Genomic DNA, 21,603 nt, shown 5'->3' with positions numbered 1-21,603 from the left:
TGTTCCTGCTCGTAGTTGAGCTGCGCTACATCGATCACTGCTTCAGCAGCAGGAAGCCCTGCGTCCGGGGCCTGAGGGAGCCGCCACCCGTGCGTACTGCCGGGAGCGACGAAGAAGCGTCGACGAAGTCGCCCCTGGTGATCTGCGTCGCGTTTGAGCTTCCGCCGAGAAGCGGAAGTAGGACAGCTGGATGGCGTTGAAACTGGTGCCGGACCAGGGCCATCCCCGCGGTTGCGCGGATCAGGGCGGCTCGCACGGCTCGTACCCAGCATGCGAACCCGTAGGGACCGTTCCCACGGGTGCGGGGAGCAGCACCGATGGTCTCCGCGGCATAGGTGACGCTCGGGACCATCCCCGCGGGTGCGCGGAGCAGGGCATGGCAGTCGTCGGAGCCCTGGTGTCCCTGGGACCATCCCCGCGCCCGCGGGGATGGTCCCCAGTCCGTCACCCTCGACCTCAGCGCGTTCTCTTGCCCCCCGCACACGCGGGGATTGTTCGGCCCGCGGCCGGATGGATCGACCCCGCACGAAGGGGCATCTGGTTCATCGCCAGCGGTCACATCGCCGAACAGGCCAAACAGCTCGCCGCTGAGCATCTGGTATGAACAAGTGTAGACACCGCCGTTGACACGTTCGCCCGCGCCCAGCACCGCCCGCCTCGAAGGCCGGCGCCCGTCACCGGCCTGGCAGTACACGTCGCATAGGGGGACACGACTGGACTGCCGACAAGCGTCTAACCCCCGGTCGCGTGCGCGGCAGGAGCATGAGTGATGCTCCTCAGATGATCAAGTGACTCGATCTTGTCGACAAGGTCGGTGTCGGTCACCGGCCTTTTGCCGACCGGGGGGAGGTAGAGCGTCAGCCCCTGATGCAGGTCCTTGTGGTATCGGTCCATGTCGCCGAGCGTGAACCGAACGACCGAGGAGTCGAAGAGCGGGTGGGGGCTGCTGTAGACCGCGGTGACTTCGTGATCGGACGGATAGAATCGGAGCAGGTGTTCCTTGATCCGGAAGAACCGTTCCGGCCTGTTGGGTGCGCTGGAGTAGAGCACCGACTCCACCGCCCCCACCTGCCATAGCAGGCAAGGGACGTCGGTCTGTAGTGGGCGCTGCCGCACCAGTACGTCTGTGGCCTCATACATCTGCAGGCCGTTGATGGCTGGGTCAAAATCGAGATCGATAATCATCGTGTCGAGCGATGAAATCGCCGACATCACCCTGACATCAAGTCCCAGGAAAGGTGCGGCGTCGACAATCTGTCGAGTCGGATAGACGTAGACGAGTGGGTGTCCATAGGTCGCGAACGTCACCGGAGGGTGGTCGAGCGCAGCGGCGAGCACCATCGCGCTCATCGTGTCATAAGCGTTGAGTCGGTTCTCCTCCTCCTTGTAGCTGATCGGATGGAGGTCGGTGACTCGAGGGCACAGGCTCTGGAGATAGGTCATGCCCGCCGGCAGGGTGGGAACGGCCAGGATCTCCTGGGATCGGCGACAGACGGACTCCGTTTCTCTCGTAACGTGTTCAATCCCTTTGATACCCAGCCCGACGATGTAGATGTCCGGCTGTCGGTGACTGTCGTACGAAACCATGGACTTTTCCTCATCTGCCGTCATCTGAACAGGGTCAGCATCTCTTTGAGCGGCCCGATACGGTCACCGCTCATGGCTGTGATCTCATGGCCCCGGCGCTGCAGCTCTTCTCGGATCGCATCGTCCGGAAAAGGAGACATGGCAATGATGTTCTCGTTGATCAGGGCAAACCTGATCGTGCAGTACAGGGCGCCGGGGAAGAACTCATCCATTGCTGTGAGATCTCTCGACAGGAGAACCGCGTGTTCTTCGTCCGTCAGGTCGTACTCTGACAGCGTGCGTTCCGGATTTGATTCGACGGCGGAACGGAATTCTTCGTCGAGGAGCGCCCGGTCAAGGATCTCCGTGACGGCCGTTCGGGACATTTTCTTCTCCTTGGCTGATGGCCGCTTCTCAGAGGCTGAGAGGGCGCAGGCTTTCCCTTCGAACCCGAGCACGCTCACCGGCGCCGAACGAAGGTGGCCACGGCGACCGGCACTCCCCTGGGGCACCCCTTGCGTGGGGCCACCAGACCCACGGCGGAGTAACCCACGAGTTCGTCCCCGGCGATGGCGGCGTGGGTGTGGCTGCGCTCGACTTCATGGCGTCCCTGCCAGAATGGAGAGCTGATCCTCTGTCATCCCATCTTGATCACAGCCAGGCCGTGCGTGCCGGCCTGATGCCTCCGGCCAGGGGACGGGCAGCGCATGCTGTTGACGGGTCGGGCTTCCGCCCGAAGGTGAGTGCTCAACCGCACGGCACGTAGGGGGTTCTCACGCTGGTCCACGGTCCGCGTGCGAGACGTCCGGACGTCGCGAAGGGCCTTCGCTTGCCCCTTACGGCAGGCCGGGCCAATTGGGGTTGACCGGCTTCGGAGCGCTGGGCGTGTCTGTGGAGATCTCATAGCGCACGTACTCGGAACCGCGGAAGAAGTACGCATTGCCGTCGTTCCACGCCACCGCACCGGTGATGCCGTCCGCCCAGAGGCCGGGCCAGTAGGGACTGATGGGCAGCGGATATCCGGGAGCCACCTTGTCCTGGGCGATGTCGTAGCGCACGTACTGCGAGCCGCGGAAGAAGTAGGCATTGCCGCCCGGCCACACAACACCCGCATCAACGCCGTCCGCCCAGAGGCCGGGCCAGTAGGGACTGATGGGCAGCGGATACCCGGGAGCCACCTTGTCCTGGGCGATGTCGTAGCGCACGTACTGCGAGCCGCGGAAGAAGTAGGCATTGCCGTCCGGCCACACCACACCCGCATCAACGCGGTCCGGGAACAGACCGGGCCAACTCGTCTTGATGTGCTGCGGGAATCCGGGATCTACTTTGTCATTGCCGACATCGTACTGAAAGTACTTACCGGCGACGAACATGTACGCCTTGCCGTTGTTCCAGAAGATCGGAGCGGTGATTACTCGATCGGCATGCGTTTCCGCGAAGTACTCGTGGTTGTCCGCATTGCGTATCGCGTCAGCCGGCTTGGTCGCGGCCAGGTTCTGCGCCGCTGTCTGGCCGTATGCCAGGTCATCGGTGCCGGAGACAGCGTGGCTGAGCTCATGTACCAACACGCCGAACTTCGAGTCCAAGCCCGTCGCCTCGGCAGGCCAGAAGCTGGAGCAGAGCCATATTTTCCGGGTGTTCGGGTAGGTGTAGGCGTACCAGCTCGGCTGGCAGCCCGTTCCAGTGAGGTCATAAGTGACCGTCTGTCCCGCCATCACTGAACTGATGTCGGTGAAGTGCTGCTTGACCGTCGCGTAGCGGCCATTGTCATGGGCACCGAACCATTCGGTCGACAGGGCATTCGCCGCCCCCGGAGTCCACACCAGCTGCTGCATCGACGCCTCCGCGAAGACGCCAGCGTTCTCATGGGCGGTGAGAACCTCCTGCTGGCGACTCGCCGTTCCCCCGACGAGAACGGGCGCCATCGCCCTCAGCTTCGCGACCGCGAGAGTGGCACTCGCCGCCTGGGGCCCGCCGAGTTCACGCCGCACATTCTCTGCCACCGTCGGGCGGGGCTCCCCGTCGCCGATCACCTCGAACGTCGTGGTCACGGCGTCGAAATCGAAGCCTTCGTGTTCGTCGCGACGGCGGGATCGAGTCCCGTCCTGCTCCTGAATGATCGCGTCGGCGATCCTGGCGTCGAGTGTGACGATGTAGTTCCCCGGCGCGGTGATCCCGTACGCGGTGGTCAGATCCACGGTCTCAACCACTGTCTCCCCGGCTCGGATCAGCCGGTAGGCGCGCTCGTCAGGTTCGCCGCGTTTGACGAGTCGGCCGTCGTACGGGACGAGGACATCGCCGTAGCTGACCCGGAAATACGCGAGGACTTCGTCCTGGGTCTCCAGGGGCGTGTTCCACGCCAGCACCCGAATGTCCTGGCCGCTGACGTTGGCCATGGCGAAGTCAATGAGGATTGACTCACCGAGCCGGTACTGTGACTCAGATCGTAGGGAAACGCGGAAGTGCTCCTTCATGGGCGTGATCCTCCTCGAGGTCCTTCCTGACGGGTCACGGCTGATGGGTCACACGGCCAACCTTTCGCAATCAGCCTCCGCCGGCTCTCGCCGCCAGGGGCCGCCGACATGGCCATGGGATCGACCGTGTCCATCCAGCATGAGCCTCGTTCAGGGCCGTCTCGCCAATGTCCTACGAACCGTTCGCCACGCGTTTCGGGACCGTCGCTGGTCCATCGCTTCTCGCAAGTGCCGGCGCTCTGTCCACGGAGGGTTACCCGGGTGCGATATGACACGCCGTCCGGTTGCTTGGGCCGGGTCGCGCGGGACGGTCACCCTCCTCTAGGTCGGGAGCAGATCACGCAATAGCGCAGTCATCTGGGGCGAGGGAATGACATCGAGTTCCCGTCGGAGGAAGTCGCGGTACTCCTGGTAGCGCTTGAGTGCGCTGGCGACGTTGCCCTCTGCAAGGTGGACTTCGATGACGATGCGGTGCGCTGTCTCCCGGATGGGGTCGATGGCGATGACGGCGAGCGCGGTCTGGAGCGCGCGCAGGTAGTCCTGCGTCTCCTGGCACTGCTGAGCCAGGCTCTCGAGGGCATACACGCGCATCTGATTCCACCGCTCGCGTTCCAGCACCAGCCACTCCTCCGACCAGCCCGGCAGCAGCTCCCGGCTCAGGTCGTCAACAAGCCACTCGCAGGTGTTCGCCAACGGACGTGGCCCTGCTATGAGCTGACGGGCTGCCCCCCGTGCGGCGTGCAGATCGACACGGACCGAAGTCGACAGGCTCATGCACTGGCCCTCACAGGAAATCACGGTCACAGGACCTGCCCGCCGGCCTTGGCAGAGGGCGGAGCGAAGATTGGCCGCCGCGCGAAAGGGCGTGCAGTCGGGCCACAGCTGCTCAGCGACTATCGCACGGTGGGAACCCTTGTTCTGCAGCGCGAGGAACGCCAGCAGGCGCTGCGCGCCTAAGGGCAGGGTGATCCTGCTCCCGGCACAAACGAACTCGAAGGGCCTCAGCAGCTCGAGGCACACGCCATCGTTCGACACATTTCCACTGTGCAACCTGCATGATCCTTACGCACCTGCTGTACGCCTATGCCGTGTGTATAGGGCGTCTTCCTCGGCGTGTCCACTGCCCAGAGATGAGCGGGCAACGGATGCGTAACGCTCATCGAACGATTCCGAGGACGTCCGGGGGATGGACACGGAGGAGTCTCGGTATTGAACAACTGGTACAGGCACGTCTGGCAAGCGAAGGCGCTCGCATGTTCCCCGATCCGTTGTGCGCCGGGCGACTCCGATCTCTGCTTCGCGGGGGCCACCGTCACGAGCGTCGCCACGTTGATGCAGGAACCAACGGGGCGGGGCCCAATGCCACTGAACGGCGCATGTCACGAGCTTGCTCTTCGGGCAGATTGGCGCCTGAGGCAATCGCTGTGCAGCGCGTACGGCGTGCTCACCCTTCGGCGCGGCGACTCTCGTGGCCAGGCCCACACACTCCATCCCATCACCCCCAATGGGGGCAGGACGGCAGAGGGGGCACGACTCCCCCTACTGCACCCGCGGCCATCGACGCGCCAGCGCCAGCAGGCGAAAGGAGAACGATCATGACTGGCCCAGCACAGCGAAACATGTCTCGGCACGGACCCGCTGGACTCCAGATGCCCCGAATGGCTCCGCCGATCAACCGAACCAACACCCCAGGCACCCTTGCCGACACCCTGGGTGTCGAAGCAGCCAAGGCCTATGGACTCTGTGAGGAGAAGCCGCCCTGGTATTTCCAGAACCCCGTCCTCGACGTGATTCCGATCTTCTGAAACAGTCATTGCCACCCCTCCGACGGGCACCACGACTTCCTCGACTGTGCTGCCGTCGGCCTCGCCGGTACACGGCTGCCCTGCGCGGCAGCGCTGAACAGCCGCTCGCACATGCGGGCCCGCTGAGGCCGTCGGCTCAGGCAGTCGATATCGCCGCCACCGGGCCGACAGCGGAATGCACGCTGCCGGCCCGAGCGTTTGCCCTTGGCACACGAGAATGATGAGTCCGCTGTGAGACGGCCGGGAGCGGGAGTGTCGCCGCCAGTTGACCTGCGTTCCGAGGACCGACCTGGAGAGTTAGGCCGATCAACTCCAGCGGATCAGGGCCGCTTCCAGCACCTTTCACCGGCGGACGGCGGCCGAAAGAAAGGTCCTTGCGGCCGCCGTAGTACGTCTCGTTGGCCTGCCTCGATCAACGTCGCCATGGCTTGCCGACCGGCTCCGTTGCCGGTCACCGGTCGCGGAGCCGATCGGAGGGTCTCATCGGCCTGCCGGACTCCTGCGCGGCTGACCCGCGCGGGCCTCGGCGACAATCCGTTCGTCACCCGAACGCAGAGCACCAAAAGCGGCGCACCTGGCTGATCCGTCGTCATCGGCGGTGTCCACGCCGGGGAGAGGGTCGGCCAGCCGGCCCCCACGGAGTGTGGCCCAGCCACAGGCACGGGTCCTTGGGGTCGTGACCGGCCATGCCTCCCTCCTTGCCGTGGATCCTGATGGTCACCTTGCCGTCCTCGTCCACGATGTCCCGCAGGTGGATGAGGAACGGCTCGTAGAGGTCCTCATGCCGTCTGATCACTTTCTGCACGGGCAGGTTGAGTTCCATGACTGCCTCACGGGTGTGCCGGTCGGTGGTCCGGTGAAGGCCCTACGACCGCCGGTGAGGTCCCGGCGACCGTAGGGGTGCGGCTTCCCGGCCGGTAGGTGGTGGCTCAGCCGCCGATGATGCCGGTCAACGGTGCCAGCGGACCGAACCACTGGCCCCACCCGTCTCGGTTTGAGAAGTAGGGGAGGAAGGCGGCGTCGACACCGGTGGTTGCGGCGGCGAGCCTTGCAGTCGGCGCTGCGCGGTCGATGGGAGGTGCCAGACGGGGCATGGCTCGCGAAAGTCTCCGCTGGTCCGGGTCCCGGGCGTTCTCGATGTTCATGGTGATCCTCCTGGTGGGTCAGCCGAACCAATCCCAGACCTTCCAGACGAGCCACGGGGCGATACTGGGCTCCACTCCTGCCTCGCTGTCGGGTGTGTCCCCCGGCGGGTGGGCGTCGCGGGTGACGGGAGGTGCCTGCTGCGGCATGTGCAGGGAGGACCGGGGGTGTGCTTTGTCTGTCGTCGTCTCCGGATTCATTGATGCCGTCCTTTACTGTCCGTATCGCTGAGTGCGGTAGCCGCACGGCCGAGTGGGCTGTCACCCGCCGCCCCGGAAAAAGTCCTTCCAGCCGTCAAAGTCCGGAATGATCGGCGGCGGGAAGAGATCGTCGGGGTGGGTCAGCCAAGGAGGAAGGCTGCTGGGCTCGACGCCGATACCGTCGTGGTGGGCGCGGGCGCCAAGGCCTCGGTCGAGCGCAGGTGCCTGCGCGGGCATGTGCAGCGGGGGACGGCGTCCGGCGCCGCAGCCGCTTGTTCGCGGGAGCATCGTCGTTGTTCCTTCCGGTGTTGCGGATGCTGGTCCTACATGAACCAGCCGATGATGTCGTCAATCACTTGGCCGACGTGCGAGCCGAACTCCGAGGCGCTCGCAGCGGTGACGCCGTCGACGTCATCGTTGGAGCCTCGCCGCGTGGCGGCGGAGCGGTCGACGGGGTGGGTCTGTGGCGGCATGGTCAGGGAAGCCAGGTGGGTCCGGCTGGCTGACTGCATCTCGTTGATCATGAGGGCTCCTTGGACTGGTCATTTCGCTGTGCAGGCGGTGACGACTGCTGTCCGGTGGGAAGTGTCATCCTTTGGAGAGCGCCTGATAGCACATCTCCCTCGCCATGGCCGGCAGCCGGGCGCAGCGCGAGAGGGCGGAGGCGGCCTCCAGGCCGCCGTTGCTCCGGTCCGTTGCGGGGCCGGCCGCGGGCTCGCGGTGGACGGGCCGCGCCTGGACCGGTGGCGTCGTCGTCGGAATGGTGTGTGGACAGTTCATTGCGGGACCTCTCTCCCGTGATTCACATGGTGCCGAGGAAGGTGCGCGGCGGCGCCAGGATGACGGGGACCACGCGACTGACGTCGACCGTGAACAAGAAGGTGACGCGGGACCGCCGTTCGTCCTCGGGGTCGAAGAAGACGATGCTGACGAGCTGGCAGTCGGAGTCCATACGGCAGTACGGGCTCTTGGTGACGGTGATGCTGTCGAGGGCGTAGAAGCGGTCCTCCGGGCCCGGGACGTGCTTGGCGGACAGGAGGCCTTCGCTGATCTCCTTGCCGAAAATGAAGGCGTTGGTGGCCGCGAAGTTGAGGGCCCGGTCCGGGGAGCTCTGTCCCAGGTTGCGGAACTGGTAGTAGATCTTGTCGAGGAGGGCGCGGATCGTCTTCTGGACGGTGTCGGAGGAGATTTCCACGTTCCGCTTCTCCGTGTCCGCGTCGACCTTTTCGGTGATCGACTTGACCAGTTCGGCCTCGTTCCACGTGTAGACGCCGCGGGCGTCCACTTCCAAGACGGGGACGGTTTCTCCGGAGTACAGCTGGGTGGTCCGGCCGGTCAGCACGCCAGGAATCGACACGCGCGAGACGTAGTCCGGCTCGCTCACACCCTTGACCTGGCCGACGATTGCATCCCGCAACAGCCGGTACACACGGTTGACGGGTGGGGTGGCGAGTCTGGCGAGCATCTCCGCGAGGGCCGCCGGCCTCTGCACCGCCTCCTTCAGTTTCTCTATGTCCCACTGCGGATCGAATATCGGCGGGTCACCCAAGTCCATGCCTGCCGGTGATTCAGCCTCCAGCGCGTAGATGGGCGTGCTGTCCATGAGGAGAACCCATGTCAACTTGTCGCACGCCGCGGGGCTCTGTGTCAGGTAGGTGCGGAGCTGGTCAGGGTTGTACGGGTCCGCCGGGTACTCCCTCGGCACGTTGTCCTCGCCCATGACGATGTTGGGGTCCATCAGCTGGCGGAAGCTGTCCCTGTTCGCCTCGGTCCGGAAGTCGTAACCGATGGTGCCGAGGGCGTACACCAGGGGACGGCTGCCGTTTTCCGCACAGGTGCAGCCCGTCGACGGGCTGCCGCCGCAGCCGCATCCCGTGGAAGGACGGAGGCCCTGCTCTGTGCCGCGGGCGGTGGCGGGCGCTGCCCCGGGGGAGACGGCATCCGCCGGAGTGGGCGGTGGGGAACTGGGGGGAACGGGCTGAGGCTCGGTGGAGACCGCCGCCGTATGAGGCGGGGCGGCCGCCATCTGCGGCCGGGTGGCCGCCGACTGCGGCAAGGGGGCCGCCGACTGCGGGAGGGGGGTAGCTGAGGAGGGGGCAGTGTCCTCGCTCCTCCCCGTCTCACTCGCAGCCCCGACTCCGTCGCCGTGAGCGGCTGTCGTGCGGTCGGCTGTCTCCCCGCATGCAGGGTGCACCTCGTTGCTTGCCATGGAACTGGCTCCCTCACTCGATTCCAAGCTGGTTGTGGCCTGTAGCGATGGCCGGCCGGCCGCGTGAAGCCCGCCCGCGGTCGGCGCGGTATGGTCCTCTGGTGTGGGGTCCCGCCGCGCGACGAGGTCCAAGGCCCGTGCCGCGTCCAGGTGACCGGCCAGGTGGCGGCGGCATTCAGGAGCGTCCGCGGGTGAGCAGGGGGCCACTGACGCTGCCTTGAGGACAGCTCTTCCCGCGGCCAGCGGATCAGCCGGATTGCCGTCCCGAAGCTGTGCGGCGACGAGCAGAGCGGCGACGCCGGTCACCAGAGGCGTGGCGAAACTGCTTCCGGTCAGTGATGCGCGCCCTCCGTCGGGTGCGGCACCGACGATGTCCTGGCCGGGTGCCAGTACGGCGTTTGCGTGGTAACTGCCGCCCCAGTTGTTCGTATCCAGGGGTTCGCCGTCCGGGCCCGTCGCGCCGACGGCAAGGACGGACGGGACGGCGGCCGGGACCTGCAGGCAGTCGCAGCCGTCGTTGCCCACGGCTGCCACGACTAGCACGCCGTTGGCCTCGCACAGCTGGAGCGCCCGCTCCAACAAGCTGTCCGCCCTGCCGTCGGGCGAGCGCTCGCCCCCGCTGACGTTGATGATGTGGGCGCCTTCCTGGACAGCGCGCTCGATTGCCCGTGCCAGATCCAGCTGGGATACCCGGCCCCTTTTGTTGCCGTCCCGGAACACGGGAAGGATCAGCCCCCGGCACTTCGGGGCGATACCGGGCACGGCGCTGTCCGGTCGGCCGAACAGCAGGCTCGTCACATGCGTGCCGTGCAGGGACATCGGCCCCCTGCCGGCCGGCTCCTCAACGAGTGTGTCCACCCTCCTCAGATCCGCTCCGGCGAAACAAGAGTGGGACAGGTCCACGGGCCCGTCGAGCACCGCAATGCAGACGTCCGGGTCGCCAGCCGTCTCGTGCGATTGCAGACCCGAAAGAACCGAACGGCCGTCCACGAATACCCCCTGGGATGTCGTAGCTCGCGGCTGTTTCATTGGCTGATCCACCACGCTTCCCGCCTCACGTCCCTTGGGCATTGTCTGGAACGCTCGGATTGCGTTCCTCAGGCGTTGCCAGAGCGTTCTTCGCACTCGGACGCTGCGGGAAGGCGGGTGTCACCTGCGGAAATCATCACGACATGTGCTGCGGAGAACTTCGCTGCACATGCGCCCGACCCCTGCTGACTGCACAGTGATGGAGTGTCCGGAAGCCGTGTACGCCTTCAGTTGCTGAGGGCATTCGAACTCTCCGATGACGGCAGTCGCCTCTGCCTCCCCTTGGGCTCCCAGCGCCTGTTGGCGTTTCTGGCCCTGCGGAAGGACGGTGCGCAGCGTGGCTGGGCGGCAGAGCAATTGTGGCCCGACTGCACACCCTGCAGAGCGGCAGGGAATCTGCGGTCCGCGTTGTTCCACGCCAGGCGGGCCGGTTCCACCCCGGTGATCGACTGCGTCGGCCACACATTGCAGTTGTCGCCCGCGGTAGGGACCGACCTGCAGTTCGTATCGAGGGCGGCAGGCGAGGTGACCGCGGGGTTGAACCTGCCGTCCGAACTGTCGGTCAGGCTCATCGACGCCCTGTGCCGGGAGCTCCTGCCCGACTGGTCGGAGGACTGGCTCGTCCTCGAACGCGAACGCTGGGAGCAGGTACGGCTGCACGCCCTGGAGACCCTGGCGCAGCAACTCCAGTCAGCACATCGCTACATGCCCGCACTGCAGACGGCACTGTCGGCGGTGGCTATCGACCCCGTCCGGGAGACGGCCCAGCGGATCATCATGGAAGTGCACATCGCAGAAGGCAATACGGCCAGCGCACTCAAGCGCTATCAGGATTACAAGGCATTCCTCGAACGTGAACTCAACATCTCGCCGTCACAGCAGATGGCACAGCTCGTGGAAGACCTGATGCCGCGGTGACCTCTGCCCTCAGCCCCCGCGGGTGAGGCCAGGCCCACCGATCAGGGGAAAGGAACACCTCATGCACCCGAGTGTGGCCACCGCCTTCCTGCCGTTCAGCGAACCGCTGGAAGGCCGTCTGAACTTCATGTACCTGGACATCAAGAGTCTGGTGTCCACCGGGGTGGGGAACCTGCTCGATGCCGACGACCCGAACAGCTTCGGGAGCAACCCGGTGCCGCTGCCCGACACCTTCACGCTCGGCTGGTTCGACAGGAATTCCTTCGCGCAGGCCGACAATGAGGAGATCTCGGCGGAGTACACCACGGTCAAGTTCAGCGGCACCTCTGTCAGCTCCATCCCCGAGAAGGAGGCGATCACCCGGCTGCGGATCACCAATCAGGACATCAACAACCTCTGCAAGAGCAAGTTGGCGAGCTTCGAGGCCTCGCTCAAGACGCGCGTTCCGTTCGCCGGTCTGGATGACTGGCCGGCAGACGGCCAACTCGGGCTGTTCAGCATGACCTGGGCCATGGGCCCGTTCTTCAGCTTCCCAAAGTTCCAGAACGCCGCGAGAATCGGCGATTGGCTGACGATGGCGCGCGAATGCAAGATGACGGAGGCAGGAAACCCGGGCGTGATACCGCGCAATGTCCGCAACGCACTTCTCTTCACCCTCGCAGGATGGATGGCCGCTCCCCCGCCCGGCAATTTCAGTCAGCTCCTCTACGACCCCAGCCAGAAGCTGGACGCCAACATGCGTTCCGGGACCTTCCCCGTCCCCCTCAACCTGGTGATCGGCCTGCAGACGGCGTTGGAGACCCTCAGCCACAACCCCAACGGCCTCGACGGCATCATCGGCCCCGGCACCAGGAGCGCCCTGAAGGCCTTTCAGCTCGCCCACGGGCTGCCCCCTACTGCCACGGTGCAAAGCATCGAGGACGTCCCGCAGGCGACCATCGACGCGCTGGCAGCCGGGCTAGACGACGCAGGCGTCGGCCGCTTCCCCTGATGCCTCGTCTGCGGCGGGGTGTTGCGCTTCAACCGCTTGTGGTAAGCGGACCGTTGGGGCAGGTACGGGAACATGTCGGTCAGGTGCTTGGACTACGCCGCCAAGAAGGCCCGCATCTGAACACCTCTACGCGATCGCCGACGGCGAGGTGATACCCGAGGACGGCGAACCCGAAGTCGTCCCATGCCTGGACGAGTTCGGCCCGCTCAACCTCTAGCCCCACCCCGGGCGGCAGTGGGCCGAGCGCGGCGGACGACACAAGGATCCCGACCGGGAGCCGAGGCCCCGCAGGCTGGCGACCTACACCCGTCCGCACGGCGTCAGGCACCTGTTCGCCGCCTGCGACCTCGGCAAGGACAAGGTCTACGGCCACATCAAGCCGAAGAAGAACCGGACGAGGTTCCTGGAGTTCTGCCGCTACCTGTGCAGCCTCTACCCACCGGAGATCCGCAGCGATCGTGCTCGACAACTTCTCCCCGCACCTGACCACGAAGAGGGACAGCCGGGTCGGCGACTGGGCCGCGGCCAACAACGTCGAGTTCGCCTACACGCCTACGAACAGCTGGTGGCTGAACCGCATTGAGGCCCAGTTCACCGCCCTGCGCTACTTCACCCTTGACGGCACCGACCACGCCAACCACAAGGAGCAGGGCAGCATGATCCGCCGCTACATCATCTGGCGAAACCGACACGCCGACGATCAACGACTACGAGCGGTGGTCGACAGGGTCAACGTTGCCTGATGCGGCACTAGTAGGGCTTGGTCAGGTCGGTATGGATGCGGGTATGTCGCGGTGGCAGGTGGGGCAGGCGCCGGCCCAGGTGGCAAGGAGCGACTGAAGCTCGCGGACGACTTGGTAGAGACTCAGGCCGATGCCGCTTCTTTGGGGGCGTAGGTCAGCCTCCGTAGGGTGCAGAAGGCGTGGGCGAGAGAGGCGAGGGTGACGTGGTGGTGCCAGCCGTTGAAGGTGCGGCCCTTGAAGTGGGCAAGCCCCAGGGCCTGCTTCATCTCCCGGTAGTCGTTCTCGATGCGCCAGCGGAGCTTGGCCAGGCGGACCAGGGTGGTCAGCGGGGTGTCGGCGGGCAGGTCGGACAGCCAGAACTGCACCGGCTCAGCTCCTTGGCGGGCCACTCGGCAAGCACCCAGCACTCGGCAAGTTCAACGCCCTCGGTGGCATCGCGGATCTCGCGTCCGGCGGGGCGGATCCGCAGGGCGACGAACCGCGAGTACATGCGCTTCAGGCCGGTGCGGCCCCTGCCCGGGCGTGAGCCCTCGCGCCAGGACACCGGCTTGGCCGAGCCGCGCCCCGCCTCGGTGACCAGCGCTTTCACGCTGCGGGCCGGGTCGGGATACCTGGTCACTGGTCGCCGTCCGATGCCGCCGTAAGGCGGGGTGACCGGGCGGGCTGAGGTCGGATGAGCGGTGGGTGTGGTGGAGATGCCGACTACGTAGTGCAGGCCGCGTTCGCTCAAGCCCAGACGGAACGCCACCGAATCGCCGTAGCCGGCGTCGGCCAGGACCAAAGGGACCTCGACGCCCCAGGACCGGGTCTCGTCGATCATGTCCAGGGCAAGCTGCCACTTCTCCACATGTCCCAGGTCGGAGGGGATGCCGCACCGCCCGCGCCGGGCCACTTTGAGCGGGTCGGCCTGCGGCGTGGCCGGATCCCAGGACTTGGGCAGGAACAGCCGCCAGTTCACCGGCGCCGAGGCATGGTCGCGGGCCAGGTTCAGCGAGACCCCGACCTGGCAGTTGGTGACCTTGCCTGCGGTGCCGGTGTACTGCCGCGACACGCACGCTGAGGCCTCGCCGTCCTTCAGGAAGCCGGTGTCGTCGACGATCAACGCGCTCGGCTTGATGGCCTCCTGCATCCGCCATGCCAGCCGGGCCCGCACATGGGCCGGGTCCCACGGACTGGAGGTGACGAAGTGCGCCAGGGCCTGCCGGTTGCCATCCTCGCCCAGCCGAGCCGCCATCGGCTCCACCGACTTGCGCCGCCCGTCCAGCAGCAGTCCGCGTACGTACGCCTGCCCCCAACGGTGCTGGTCCGCGCGCGTGAACGCCTCGAACATCTCCGCTGTGAACGCCTCCAGGTCCTCACGGACCTGGCCCATCTCCCCAGGTGTCACACACCATCAACGCGCCTACCAGTACAAAGGCACGCCGCTCGCGAGTACACCTGACCAAGCCCTACTAGATGTTCCTGCGGCGCAACCGACGTGACCAGAGTCGAATCCTGCGCAAAGGGCTGCGGAGAGTGGTTGTAACCCGCTCGAAAGCGCGGCGGCTGGTCACGGTGTCCGGGTGGTTAGGGCCGAGAACTCGTAAGCGGTCAGCGAGATTCTGCCGGTACAGGCTTCCCGCCTCACCATACGCACCCAGGCCCAACAGAGCCTCCGCAAGGCGGTGGCGGCTGGTCAGGACATGGGGGTGGTCGGGGCCGAGGGCCCGGGTGCGGTCAGCCAGGTTCTGCCGGTGCAGACGCTCGGCCTCGCCATACTCCCCCAGGCTTCCGAGAGCAATGGCAAGTCCGCTGCGACTGCTGAGGGTGTCGGGGTGGTCGGGGCCGAGGACCCGGGTGCGGTCAGCCAGGTTCTGCCGGTGCAGGTCTGCGGCCTCGCGGTTCTTGTCGTTGACGTGCAGAGCGAATGCAAGGCTGTGGCGGCTGGTCAGGACATGGGGGTGGTCGGGGCCGAGGACCCGGGTGCGGTCAGCCAGGTTCTGCTGGTGCAGATACTCGGCATCGCGGTAGCCGCCATGCAACGCGTTGGTGAGGTTGTGGCGGCTGGTCAGGACATGGGGGTGGTCGGGGCCGAGGACCCGGGTGCGGTCAGCCAGGTTCTGTTGATGCAGGTCTGCGGCCGCGTGAAGTTCACCGAGGTCCTGCAGAACGTGAGCGAGGTCATTGCGGCTGGTCATGGTGTCGGGATGGTCCGGGCCCAGCCGATCGGTTTCTGCGCGCAGTAGGCGCTGGCGCAGAACGCGCTCAGCGGTATACGCACCGGCGTCATCCAGAACGTGGGCGAGGTCGGTGAAGGTGTCACGGACGTCGGTGAACGCGCGGGCGGTCCGGCGGTCGAGGAGGAGGGGAAGGTGGGGGGCAAGCAGGGCGGCAGCGGACCAGCCGGGGCGCCCAGCCCTGACCACTTCGTCAACGGCTGCCGTCAGGCGCCCAACCAGTGCATGGTGCCAAGGTGCGAGGTCGGCGATGTCAGCGGAGTGGATGGTTACGTCGCGGACGAGGGGATGCAACACGAGTTGGGTAACACCTGCATCATTTCCTCCATCCGCCCCGGTGCTCGGTAGAGGGGCGTCGAGGAGGCCATAGCGGTACAAGCCGGCGAGGGCGGCTTCTAATGCGACCGCACTCACTTGCTCACCGGTGACTTCGGCGAGCAAGTGAGGGCTTATCAGGGTCAAGGGGACCGGGGCCGGAGCAAGTTGGGCAAGCAGACGCAGCACGATGCGAGCCAGTGGCACGCCGTCGCGTGCAAGCTGGTCCAGCGAGAGGTTCCAGGTATGGCGTACCACTTGTCGGGCCGTCTCGGGGTTATCCGCGTTCGGGTGGGGAGCGCCCAGCAAGTCAGGGAATTCCGTCCGTAGAGCCTGCTGGTAGGCGATGAAGGTGCGGTAGCGGCTTGTGGGCGTGGCGAGATAGGTGCCGACCGCCCGCAGCGCCAGGGGCAGCCCGCCGAGCCGCTCCGCCAGCTCCTGCGCTTGGTCGACGGAGCCGGCATCGGGCGCCAAGTCGCGCAGGACCTGCCCGGCCGGTACAGCCGGAAGCGGGGCAAGCCGCAGCAGATACGCGCACGAGCCCCAGGTGACCGCGCTCGTGTCCCGGGTAGTGATCAGCAGGAGTCCACCGCCGGACGGACGGATCCAGCCGCGGTAAGACGCCACCGTCTCACCCTCGGGCCCGATCGCCTCGGGTTCGTCGGCGTTGTCCATTACAAGCAGCCAGCGCCGGGTGCCTTCCAGATGCTGCCAAACCACATCAGGCAGGCTCGCCTGCCCCGCCCGGGTCGCCTGCAACTCCTCCTGGCTAAGCCCGCAGGCCAACGCTACTTGCGTCATCTGCTGGGCCAGCTCTGCGGAGGTACGCCAGCGAATCCAGAAGACGCGGTAGCTCGCCGCCTCGACGACGGCAGCGAGTTGCGCGGCGACGGTGGTCTTACCGACCCCGCCAGCCGCGCAGACCACCGCGAACCGCGCCTGCGGACGCTTCAACAATTGCTCTAGCTGCTGTAGCTCGGACCCACGGCCTCGGACTTGCCCGGCGTGCGGAGGACGCAGCGATCCATGATGGAGCTCAGCCAGCCGCCCCATCGTCGGTACTGACGTCGTCGTGTTTCCGTCGAAACGCCGCCCCCACCAGGCCAGCCCGGCACAGGTCACCCCCAGCGCCACGAACACGGGCCAGATCACCCACGGGCTGGCTGCCCAGGCGGGCACGGTCGCACTCGCGTAATTGGTTATCGGCCCAAGCATCACGGTCAACGCCGCAGCCGTCCCGGTGACCGCAGCGCCCGCCCACGCCTCACGCCTACGCTGCATCGCCCCCCCCGGCTGTCGCCTCGTGCCTGTCCATCATGACCATTCAGACGTGCCGACACACGGAACGCCAGACCAGACATGCGGCTCGTCTCCAGGGGTTCCTGATCAAGGGGCGTCGGTGTTCCGCAGGCATGTGCCCGTGCCGGCCGGGAGCAGGCCGCCCTACCAGCATCCAGTTACCGGTGTGACTCCAGTTGTGAGCAGCGTGGTACGGGGGTGAGGGTGGAGCAGGCGGTAGATCGTCATCTGGAAGGTGCGAGCGCCCTCGATGACCGAACTCCTCTCAAAGCTTCGGCGAGCAGCCAGCCAAAGAAGGCTGGGGCAACCTCCAAATGGGTGGCACGGTTCGAGACTGGTGATCCCGATGTCTGGACGAGTTCTGCCGGTCGCGCAGCGACCGTGCTGTACCAGGCTCGCGCCATCTCATCAACGTGACTCATGTGCCAGAACCACTGCTTTACCCGCTGACCTGCAGGAAGAGGCTGACAAGCCTAGATACCCGGACCTGTTCGAGGCGTCCTGCTCCCCGCACCCGCGGGGATGGCCGCCCTCAGCACCGGCGCCGCTGACCAGAAGGCCGTGGCCTTGCTGACTGGTGCGGCGGCGGTCGGGCAGGTGATGCTCAACCAGGCCGGCAGCTCGCAGAGGCGGCCGCCCTCGTCCTCTCGGCAGCTGGCATTGCGCGTTGCTCGGCCGGGTGGCCGACGCGGTACTGGGGTAGCGCACACACCGCAGCGCCCCTCGCTGTGGCAGTCAGGTAGAAGCGCTGCCGGACGTCGTGCTCAGCTCAGGGCGTCGATCGCCTTCACGATCAGAGCCCGAGCGCTGGCACCGTACACGGCCATGGATCTCAGCTCCTCGAACGCCTTCAGGTAGAGGGCGATCTCGGCAGGCTGTGTGATCCGGACCTGTGCCGACACGAGCTCTACGGAGACCAACGTGTCGTCGTACATGTGGAACGTTTCGCATGGCCATTGCTGCCGCCCTGGGGTCGTCATGGGGATGACACCCAGGGAGACGGCAGGCAGAGCGCCGACGGTGAGGAGGTAGCCGAGTTGGCCAGCCATGATGTCAGGGTCTGCGATCTGGTGGTAGAGCACGGCTTCCTCGACCAGCAGGACGAACCGATGCCCTGGTTCGTGGATGATGCGAGACCGTTCGACGCGGGCCTGCGCCGCCTTGGTGATGTCCTCTGCCGGCAGCTCGCGGAAATCGGTGACCGTCCTCAGCACGGCTACTGCATAGCCTTCGGTCTGGAGCATGCCCGGCACGAGTGTGGACGAGTACACCCTGAACAGGCTGGTCTCGCGGAAGAACTGCAACAGACTGTCCTGTAGTTGCTTCAGCCCGTTCCGAACCTGATGGCGCCATTCGCGGTACATCGTCTCAGCGTTGAGCGACTGGACGATCAGGTCGCCTGCTTCATCCTCGACCTGGCAGGCAACGCACCACAGGCGGATGTCCTTGGCCGACGGGGCTGTGCGGGCGTTTTCAATGCGGGACGTCTTGGCGTGATGCCAGTGGCAACGGTCGGCCAGCTCGGTGACCGTCAGGCCCGCGCTCCTTCGCAGATCACGCAGTCGCCGCGCGATGACTTCCCGCGCGGCTTGTGCAGACGAGGACGGAGAGATGGGCATGAGCTGGCCTGTCCGGTGCTTTCTGTGTCAGTGGATCTGGTACTGGTCGTGCGGTGTTGCACGGTCCCACACGGCGCCGAACGCCTCGGTGCACAGTTTGGCCGCGGCGGGGTCATCGGTGACCTCGCCCCCGCCGGACGAGCCGTCGCCTGCGAAGTGGTTCCAGTGGACCCACTGTTCGTCGAACAGCCAGAAGTCGTTGCCAGGCAGCGCGATCGCAGATGCCTGCCGCCGGGGCAACCAACGCACCTGCTCGCCTGCGGCAACGTTGGTGAACGTGCCGTCGTAGAGGAACCGGGTGTACTCACTGACCGGCTCGGACACGATGCGGGCTCGACACACGACGACGCCGCGGCTAACGGTCTCTTCGATGAGGTCGAGCCAGGGTCGCCACCACGACGTCCGCTCGCTGGCGTTGTGCCGGAAGCCAGCCCGCCAGTCAGCGAACGGGCCCTTCTCGTAGTCGACTGCGTACGTGTCCCGCATCTCCAGGTGGACCGCGGAGCGGGCGCAAGCACCGATCAGGTCATCGAACGTCGGCTCGGTCAAGCGCATCGCATGCCTCCCTGATCATGTCGACCATCCTTGCGGGGATGCGGATCACCGCCTCGCTATCCGGGATGCCGACCGCGTGCCCGCGGGCTTCGAACGCGGCGCATTCGGCTTCGAGTTCCGGGCTCGGCTTCCATCCCTGCAGGACGAGTTCCTTCTTCTCCTGATCGACCCAGATGGTGGGGCTCTCGCGGTCGCCTGTGTTGGGGTCGATCCCGATGAACAGTAACGACATGTCGGCCTCCTGCGACGAGGTGTGCAGATCTGTGCAACACCGTCACCGCTTGGCGGAGGTCGGTCAAGGGCGTGTTACAGCCATTGCCCGGCACGAAGTAGTTGTGCGCACAGATCTGCACATCACTGGAGTGCACGCACGGAGCTTCTATAACTTCCGAGCCATGGACGCACACGCCGACAAGGGACGGCCCGCCTGGTGCCACTGGCACAAGGGCCCGTCCGACACTGCGATTCAGGTCCGTCTGCTTGAGCGCCAGTCCGGGCCGCCGCTGCCGCTGTACGCGTGCGAGCCGTGCCGCCAGCAGCGCGACCTGTCGCCCGCGATCGGGATGGTCGCGTGAGCGCCGGGGAGCGGCTGTGGTCACCCGTCCTCGACACTGTGAAGCCGGTACGCATCGACGCACCCTGCTTCGCCAAGAAGCCCGATCTGGCTGCGTAGGTCATCTCCAAGAACAGTTGTTTGCGGCTTCCAGGAACGCTTCACGATCGGCGACGTCCGGAATGTCGGCGAGAAATAGGAACACCCGACACGGGAGCGTACGAGTGCTGCCGGCGTATGGGACCGGCACGATCGGCAGCCAGGACGCTGGCCGTGGTCCCCCTCGGTCAGCGGTTGTTGGGGCTCAGCAGCGTGGCGGCCGCAGCGACGAAGGCCACGGACGCTTCCTTGGCCGCATGCCGCCGGGCGTCCAGCTCGGTGCGGCCGGTGGCCTTGCGCAGTGCGTATGTGGCATCTGCGGCCTGCTGGGCGGGGCCGGCCAGTTCGGGGACCAGGACCTGAAGGCGGATGTGGGGCGCGGTGATCTCCGCCCGAGTGTCGTGGGACCTCGTCTGGGCCTCCAGCTGATGCTCGGTGCCTGTCTCGGTCAGGGCCAGACGCTCCCGGTGGAACATCGCCGAGCGGTGCGCGTCCAGGGCGGCCGCGAAGTCGGTGACGGCGCCGAGCTGGTCCTGGCGGTGGCTGTCCGCACGCTGCTCAGCGCGTGCAGCGCGTGCCGAACGGTGCTGGAGGAGTCCGGCGGTCAGGGCACCGGCGAGGGTGCCGAGTACGGCAACGATCGAAGGCCATATGGACATCAGGTGTTGGGTCCTTTCGGGTAGTCGGTTTCGGTGGTCAGGGCGGCGGACAGCAAGGTATGCGGCGGCGACTTCGGTGGCCGGGTTACGCGCCCATGATCACCTGCTCCGAGCCGACCAGCACACGGGATGGCCGGAAGCAAGTACCGGCACGCTTCCAGAACTCAGCAACACGTTTCTTGTCGCTAGCGGACCGTTCCCAGCGGTGACCAACAAACGTTGCTAGCTCCCGGCGACAAAACCACCCGATCGCTGGCTCAACTGCACCGAGTCGCCTGGCCACGGCGGCGACCACTTCCGCTGCTACAGCCAGACGCGGTGGGACGAACACGGGCAACGACCCGCAGTGGTGACCAGGCCCTACTGATTCCACCCTGGCCGAACTCCTGGCAGAGCCGCGGCCGGGCGATGGGCGCCTCGATGAGCCCGGTACGCGCACCATGGGTACTCCCAACGCCACACAGGGCGCAGCGACAGCCCGAACGGCAAGTACGGTTGGCCGTCGAGTATTCGACGCCGCTGGCCAACATCGCTCATTCCTGCGCCAGATCGGCGTGAAGCTGCTCGCCGCACCCGCGGGGATGGTCCCGACGTGCGCCCGCACCCGGGGGAAATGCTGGCCCGGCCGGCGTAGTGCTACGCAACGGAGGAGCCCTGGGACCCACGAGGATAATCCACAGCTCTCGGGAGTTCATCGTGCTCTTTCCCGCGGGCCAGGTCCCGTTCGTCGCCCGCAGAGAGCCAGCGCCATGTCCTCCGGCGGGCTTTTCACCGGGTACGCGTATACCGCCGGTTCCGAGCACACCTCAGCCTTACGTCAGGAGGGCACTATCTCGTTGCTGCGCTTCCCTTGGGAACGAGGGGTCTTCTCCCCCACCCGGCGGGGGCGGATGGTCCGGGGGTCTACCGCTTCGCCCGGGGCGCCTTCCTTGTAAAGGCCTTCGGGCTCGTTGGGCCGGTCATGGGGCAACAGGAAGAAGGTGCGGCGCTGGAAGAGGCCACTGTCCGGGTTGGCCTCGGCGTCCTTGTCGAGCTCCACGTAACCGACCATGCGTCCGTCACGGGCGTAGCGGGGCTTTCCGCTGCGGCGGGCGCTCTTGTCGAGCGCCTGGCGTACGTAGTCGAGGTCGTCGAGGTCTTCCAGCCACACCACGTTCGCTTCGTGTGCGAGCTGGCTTTCGTGCAGCAGCGAGCTCATGGACGCAGCTCC

21 protein-coding genes and 2 pseudogenes are annotated in these 21,603 nt (G+C 66.2%); 5 read left to right on the top strand and 18 right to left on the bottom strand.

What is annotated here, in order from left to right:
- Positions 1-732 precede the first annotated feature (732 nt).
- The 4 genes from AC067Z_RS35040 to AC067Z_RS35025 all read right to left on the bottom strand — a co-directional run bounded on the left by AC067Z_RS35040 (position 733) and on the right by AC067Z_RS35025 (position 5,075).
- Positions 733-1,611, bottom strand: a complete 879-nt coding sequence (locus AC067Z_RS35040) for an SAM-dependent methyltransferase (protein ID WP_478793678.1) — start codon at positions 1,609-1,611, stop codon at positions 733-735.
- Positions 1,608-1,952, bottom strand: a complete 345-nt coding sequence (locus AC067Z_RS35035) for an Os1348 family NHLP clan protein (RefSeq protein WP_478793677.1) — start codon at positions 1,950-1,952, stop codon at positions 1,608-1,610. The genes AC067Z_RS35040 and AC067Z_RS35035 overlap by 4 nt, the downstream gene beginning before the upstream one ends.
- Before the next feature lie 450 nt (positions 1,953-2,402).
- Positions 2,403-4,040, bottom strand: coding sequence for a hemopexin repeat-containing protein (locus AC067Z_RS35030; protein WP_478793676.1), 1,638 nt, complete (start codon positions 4,038-4,040; stop codon positions 2,403-2,405).
- Positions 4,041-4,361: 321 nt separating this feature from the next.
- The gene (locus AC067Z_RS35025) at positions 4,362-5,075 is read right to left on the bottom strand and encodes an AfsR/SARP family transcriptional regulator (protein WP_478793675.1); all 714 of its coding nucleotides are present in this window, start codon (positions 5,073-5,075) and stop codon (positions 4,362-4,364) included.
- 623 nt (positions 5,076-5,698) lie between these two features.
- On the opposite strand from AC067Z_RS35025, the gene AC067Z_RS35020 reads away from it, so the two are divergent.
- Positions 5,699-5,845: a hypothetical protein gene (locus tag AC067Z_RS35020; RefSeq protein ID WP_478793674.1), complete on the top strand. Its 147-nt coding sequence runs from the start codon at positions 5,699-5,701 to the stop codon at positions 5,843-5,845.
- 589 nt (positions 5,846-6,434) lie between these two features.
- On the opposite strand, the gene AC067Z_RS35015 is transcribed toward AC067Z_RS35020, so the two are convergent.
- The 7 genes from AC067Z_RS35015 to AC067Z_RS34985 all read right to left on the bottom strand — a co-directional run bounded on the left by AC067Z_RS35015 (position 6,435) and on the right by AC067Z_RS34985 (position 10,426).
- A complete protein-coding gene (locus AC067Z_RS35015; RefSeq protein WP_478793673.1) occupies positions 6,435-6,668 on the bottom strand; it encodes a hypothetical protein in 234 nt (77 codons plus the stop codon).
- Positions 6,669-6,774: 106 nt separating this feature from the next.
- Complete coding sequence (locus AC067Z_RS35010; protein ID WP_478793672.1) at positions 6,775-6,990, bottom strand: hypothetical protein; 216 nt, start codon at positions 6,988-6,990, stop codon at positions 6,775-6,777.
- Between the two features lie 18 nt (positions 6,991-7,008).
- Positions 7,009-7,188, bottom strand: a complete 180-nt coding sequence (locus AC067Z_RS35005; RefSeq protein WP_478793671.1) for a hypothetical protein — start codon at positions 7,186-7,188, stop codon at positions 7,009-7,011.
- A 60-nt stretch (positions 7,189-7,248) separates the two neighbouring features.
- Positions 7,249-7,425, bottom strand: a complete 177-nt coding sequence (locus AC067Z_RS35000; RefSeq protein ID WP_478793670.1) for a hypothetical protein — start codon at positions 7,423-7,425, stop codon at positions 7,249-7,251.
- A gap of 86 nt (positions 7,426-7,511) precedes the next feature.
- Positions 7,512-7,712, bottom strand: a complete 201-nt coding sequence (locus tag AC067Z_RS34995; RefSeq protein ID WP_478793669.1) for a hypothetical protein — start codon at positions 7,710-7,712, stop codon at positions 7,512-7,514.
- Between the two features lie 64 nt (positions 7,713-7,776).
- The gene (locus tag AC067Z_RS34990; protein WP_478793668.1) at positions 7,777-7,968 is read right to left on the bottom strand and encodes a hypothetical protein; all 192 of its coding nucleotides are present in this window, start codon (positions 7,966-7,968) and stop codon (positions 7,777-7,779) included.
- Positions 7,969-7,990: 22 nt separating this feature from the next.
- Entirely contained in the window at positions 7,991-10,426 is a 2,436-nt protein-coding gene (locus tag AC067Z_RS34985) for a cyanobactin maturation protease PatG family protein (protein WP_478793667.1), read from the bottom strand.
- 204 nt (positions 10,427-10,630) lie between these two features.
- On the opposite strand from AC067Z_RS34985, the gene AC067Z_RS34980 reads away from it, so the two are divergent.
- From AC067Z_RS34980 to AC067Z_RS34970, 3 genes and pseudogenes are all read left to right on the top strand, one after another.
- A complete protein-coding gene (locus AC067Z_RS34980) occupies positions 10,631-11,344 on the top strand; it encodes an AfsR/SARP family transcriptional regulator (RefSeq protein WP_478793666.1) in 714 nt (237 codons plus the stop codon).
- 61 nt (positions 11,345-11,405) lie between these two features.
- Positions 11,406-12,335, top strand: coding sequence for a peptidoglycan-binding domain-containing protein (locus AC067Z_RS34975; protein WP_478793665.1), 930 nt, complete (start codon positions 11,406-11,408; stop codon positions 12,333-12,335).
- Between the two features lie 90 nt (positions 12,336-12,425).
- A pseudogene (locus AC067Z_RS34970) lies at positions 12,426-13,078 on the top strand (transposase); the annotation flags it as partial.
- Positions 13,079-13,200: 122 nt separating this feature from the next.
- On the opposite strand, the pseudogene AC067Z_RS34965 reads toward AC067Z_RS34970, so the two are convergent.
- From AC067Z_RS34965 to AC067Z_RS34945, 5 genes and pseudogenes are all read right to left on the bottom strand, one after another.
- Positions 13,201-14,465, bottom strand: a pseudogene (locus tag AC067Z_RS34965) (IS701 family transposase).
- 64 nt (positions 14,466-14,529) lie between these two features.
- Positions 14,530-16,824: a tetratricopeptide repeat protein gene (locus AC067Z_RS34960; RefSeq protein WP_478793707.1), complete on the bottom strand. Its 2,295-nt coding sequence runs from the start codon at positions 16,822-16,824 to the stop codon at positions 14,530-14,532.
- An 848-nt stretch (positions 16,825-17,672) separates the two neighbouring features.
- Positions 17,673-18,527, bottom strand: a complete 855-nt coding sequence (locus AC067Z_RS34955; RefSeq protein ID WP_478793664.1) for a helix-turn-helix domain-containing protein — start codon at positions 18,525-18,527, stop codon at positions 17,673-17,675.
- Between the two features lie 27 nt (positions 18,528-18,554).
- Complete coding sequence (locus tag AC067Z_RS34950) at positions 18,555-19,082, bottom strand: DUF6879 family protein (protein ID WP_478793663.1); 528 nt, start codon at positions 19,080-19,082, stop codon at positions 18,555-18,557.
- Positions 19,054-19,314 carry a hypothetical protein gene (locus AC067Z_RS34945; RefSeq protein WP_478793662.1) on the bottom strand — a complete coding sequence of 87 codons (261 nt, stop codon included), beginning with the start codon at positions 19,312-19,314 and terminating at the stop codon, positions 19,054-19,056. Before AC067Z_RS34945 ends, AC067Z_RS34950 begins: the two co-directional genes overlap by 29 nt.
- A gap of 163 nt (positions 19,315-19,477) precedes the next feature.
- On the opposite strand from AC067Z_RS34945, the gene AC067Z_RS34940 reads away from it, so the two are divergent.
- Positions 19,478-19,657 carry a hypothetical protein gene (locus AC067Z_RS34940; RefSeq protein WP_478793661.1) on the top strand — a complete coding sequence of 60 codons (180 nt, stop codon included), beginning with the start codon at positions 19,478-19,480 and terminating at the stop codon, positions 19,655-19,657.
- A gap of 265 nt (positions 19,658-19,922) precedes the next feature.
- On the opposite strand, the gene AC067Z_RS34935 is transcribed toward AC067Z_RS34940, so the two are convergent.
- Together AC067Z_RS34935 and AC067Z_RS34930 are read right to left on the bottom strand one after the other, a co-directional pair.
- On the bottom strand, positions 19,923-20,393 hold the full coding sequence (locus AC067Z_RS34935; RefSeq protein ID WP_478793660.1) for a hypothetical protein: 471 nt from the start codon (positions 20,391-20,393) through the stop codon (positions 19,923-19,925).
- An 817-nt stretch (positions 20,394-21,210) separates the two neighbouring features.
- Positions 21,211-21,591, bottom strand: a complete 381-nt coding sequence (locus tag AC067Z_RS34930; RefSeq protein ID WP_478793706.1) for a DUF6009 family protein — start codon at positions 21,589-21,591, stop codon at positions 21,211-21,213.
- Positions 21,592-21,603 lie beyond the last annotated feature (12 nt).

It is taken from the genome of Streptomyces sp. NPDC043812 (assembly GCF_056436245.1).
This window is presented reverse-complemented; position numbering and strand designations above follow the sequence as displayed.

Bases quoted from the DNA above. Each gene is read 5' to 3' on its own strand.
- AC067Z_RS35020 (WP_478793674.1), top strand. From the start codon at position 5,699: ATGGCTCCGCCGATCAACCGAACCAACACCCCAGGCACCCTTGCCGAC.
- AC067Z_RS34975 (WP_478793665.1), top strand. From the start codon at position 11,406: ATGCACCCGAGTGTGGCCACCGCCTTCCTGCCGTTCAGCGAACCGCTG.
- AC067Z_RS34985 (WP_478793667.1), bottom strand. From the start codon at position 10,426: ATGAAACAGCCGCGAGCTACGACATCCCAGGGGGTATTCGTGGACGGC.
- AC067Z_RS35040 (WP_478793678.1), bottom strand. From the start codon at position 1,611: ATGACGGCAGATGAGGAAAAGTCCATGGTTTCGTACGACAGTCACCGA.
- AC067Z_RS35015 (WP_478793673.1), bottom strand. From the start codon at position 6,668: ATGGAACTCAACCTGCCCGTGCAGAAAGTGATCAGACGGCATGAGGAC.
- AC067Z_RS35000 (WP_478793670.1), bottom strand. From the start codon at position 7,425: ATGCCCGCGCAGGCACCTGCGCTCGACCGAGGCCTTGGCGCCCGCGCC.
- AC067Z_RS35005 (WP_478793671.1), bottom strand. From the start codon at position 7,188: ATGAATCCGGAGACGACGACAGACAAAGCACACCCCCGGTCCTCCCTG.
- AC067Z_RS34930 (WP_478793706.1), bottom strand. From the start codon at position 21,591: ATGAGCTCGCTGCTGCACGAAAGCCAGCTCGCACACGAAGCGAACGTG.
- AC067Z_RS34950 (WP_478793663.1), bottom strand. From the start codon at position 19,082: ATGCGCTTGACCGAGCCGACGTTCGATGACCTGATCGGTGCTTGCGCC.
- AC067Z_RS34935 (WP_478793660.1), bottom strand. From the start codon at position 20,393: ATGTCCATATGGCCTTCGATCGTTGCCGTACTCGGCACCCTCGCCGGT.
- AC067Z_RS34990 (WP_478793668.1), bottom strand. From the start codon at position 7,968: ATGAACTGTCCACACACCATTCCGACGACGACGCCACCGGTCCAGGCG.
- AC067Z_RS34995 (WP_478793669.1), bottom strand. From the start codon at position 7,712: ATGATCAACGAGATGCAGTCAGCCAGCCGGACCCACCTGGCTTCCCTG.
- AC067Z_RS34940 (WP_478793661.1), top strand. From the start codon at position 19,478: ATGGACGCACACGCCGACAAGGGACGGCCCGCCTGGTGCCACTGGCAC.
- AC067Z_RS34945 (WP_478793662.1), bottom strand. From the start codon at position 19,314: ATGTCGTTACTGTTCATCGGGATCGACCCCAACACAGGCGACCGCGAG.
- AC067Z_RS34955 (WP_478793664.1), bottom strand. From the start codon at position 18,527: ATGCCCATCTCTCCGTCCTCGTCTGCACAAGCCGCGCGGGAAGTCATC.
- AC067Z_RS34960 (WP_478793707.1), bottom strand. From the start codon at position 16,824: ATGCTTGGGCCGATAACCAATTACGCGAGTGCGACCGTGCCCGCCTGG.
- AC067Z_RS35010 (WP_478793672.1), bottom strand. From the start codon at position 6,990: ATGAACATCGAGAACGCCCGGGACCCGGACCAGCGGAGACTTTCGCGA.
- AC067Z_RS35035 (WP_478793677.1), bottom strand. From the start codon at position 1,952: ATGTCCCGAACGGCCGTCACGGAGATCCTTGACCGGGCGCTCCTCGAC.
- AC067Z_RS35030 (WP_478793676.1), bottom strand. From the start codon at position 4,040: ATGAAGGAGCACTTCCGCGTTTCCCTACGATCTGAGTCACAGTACCGG.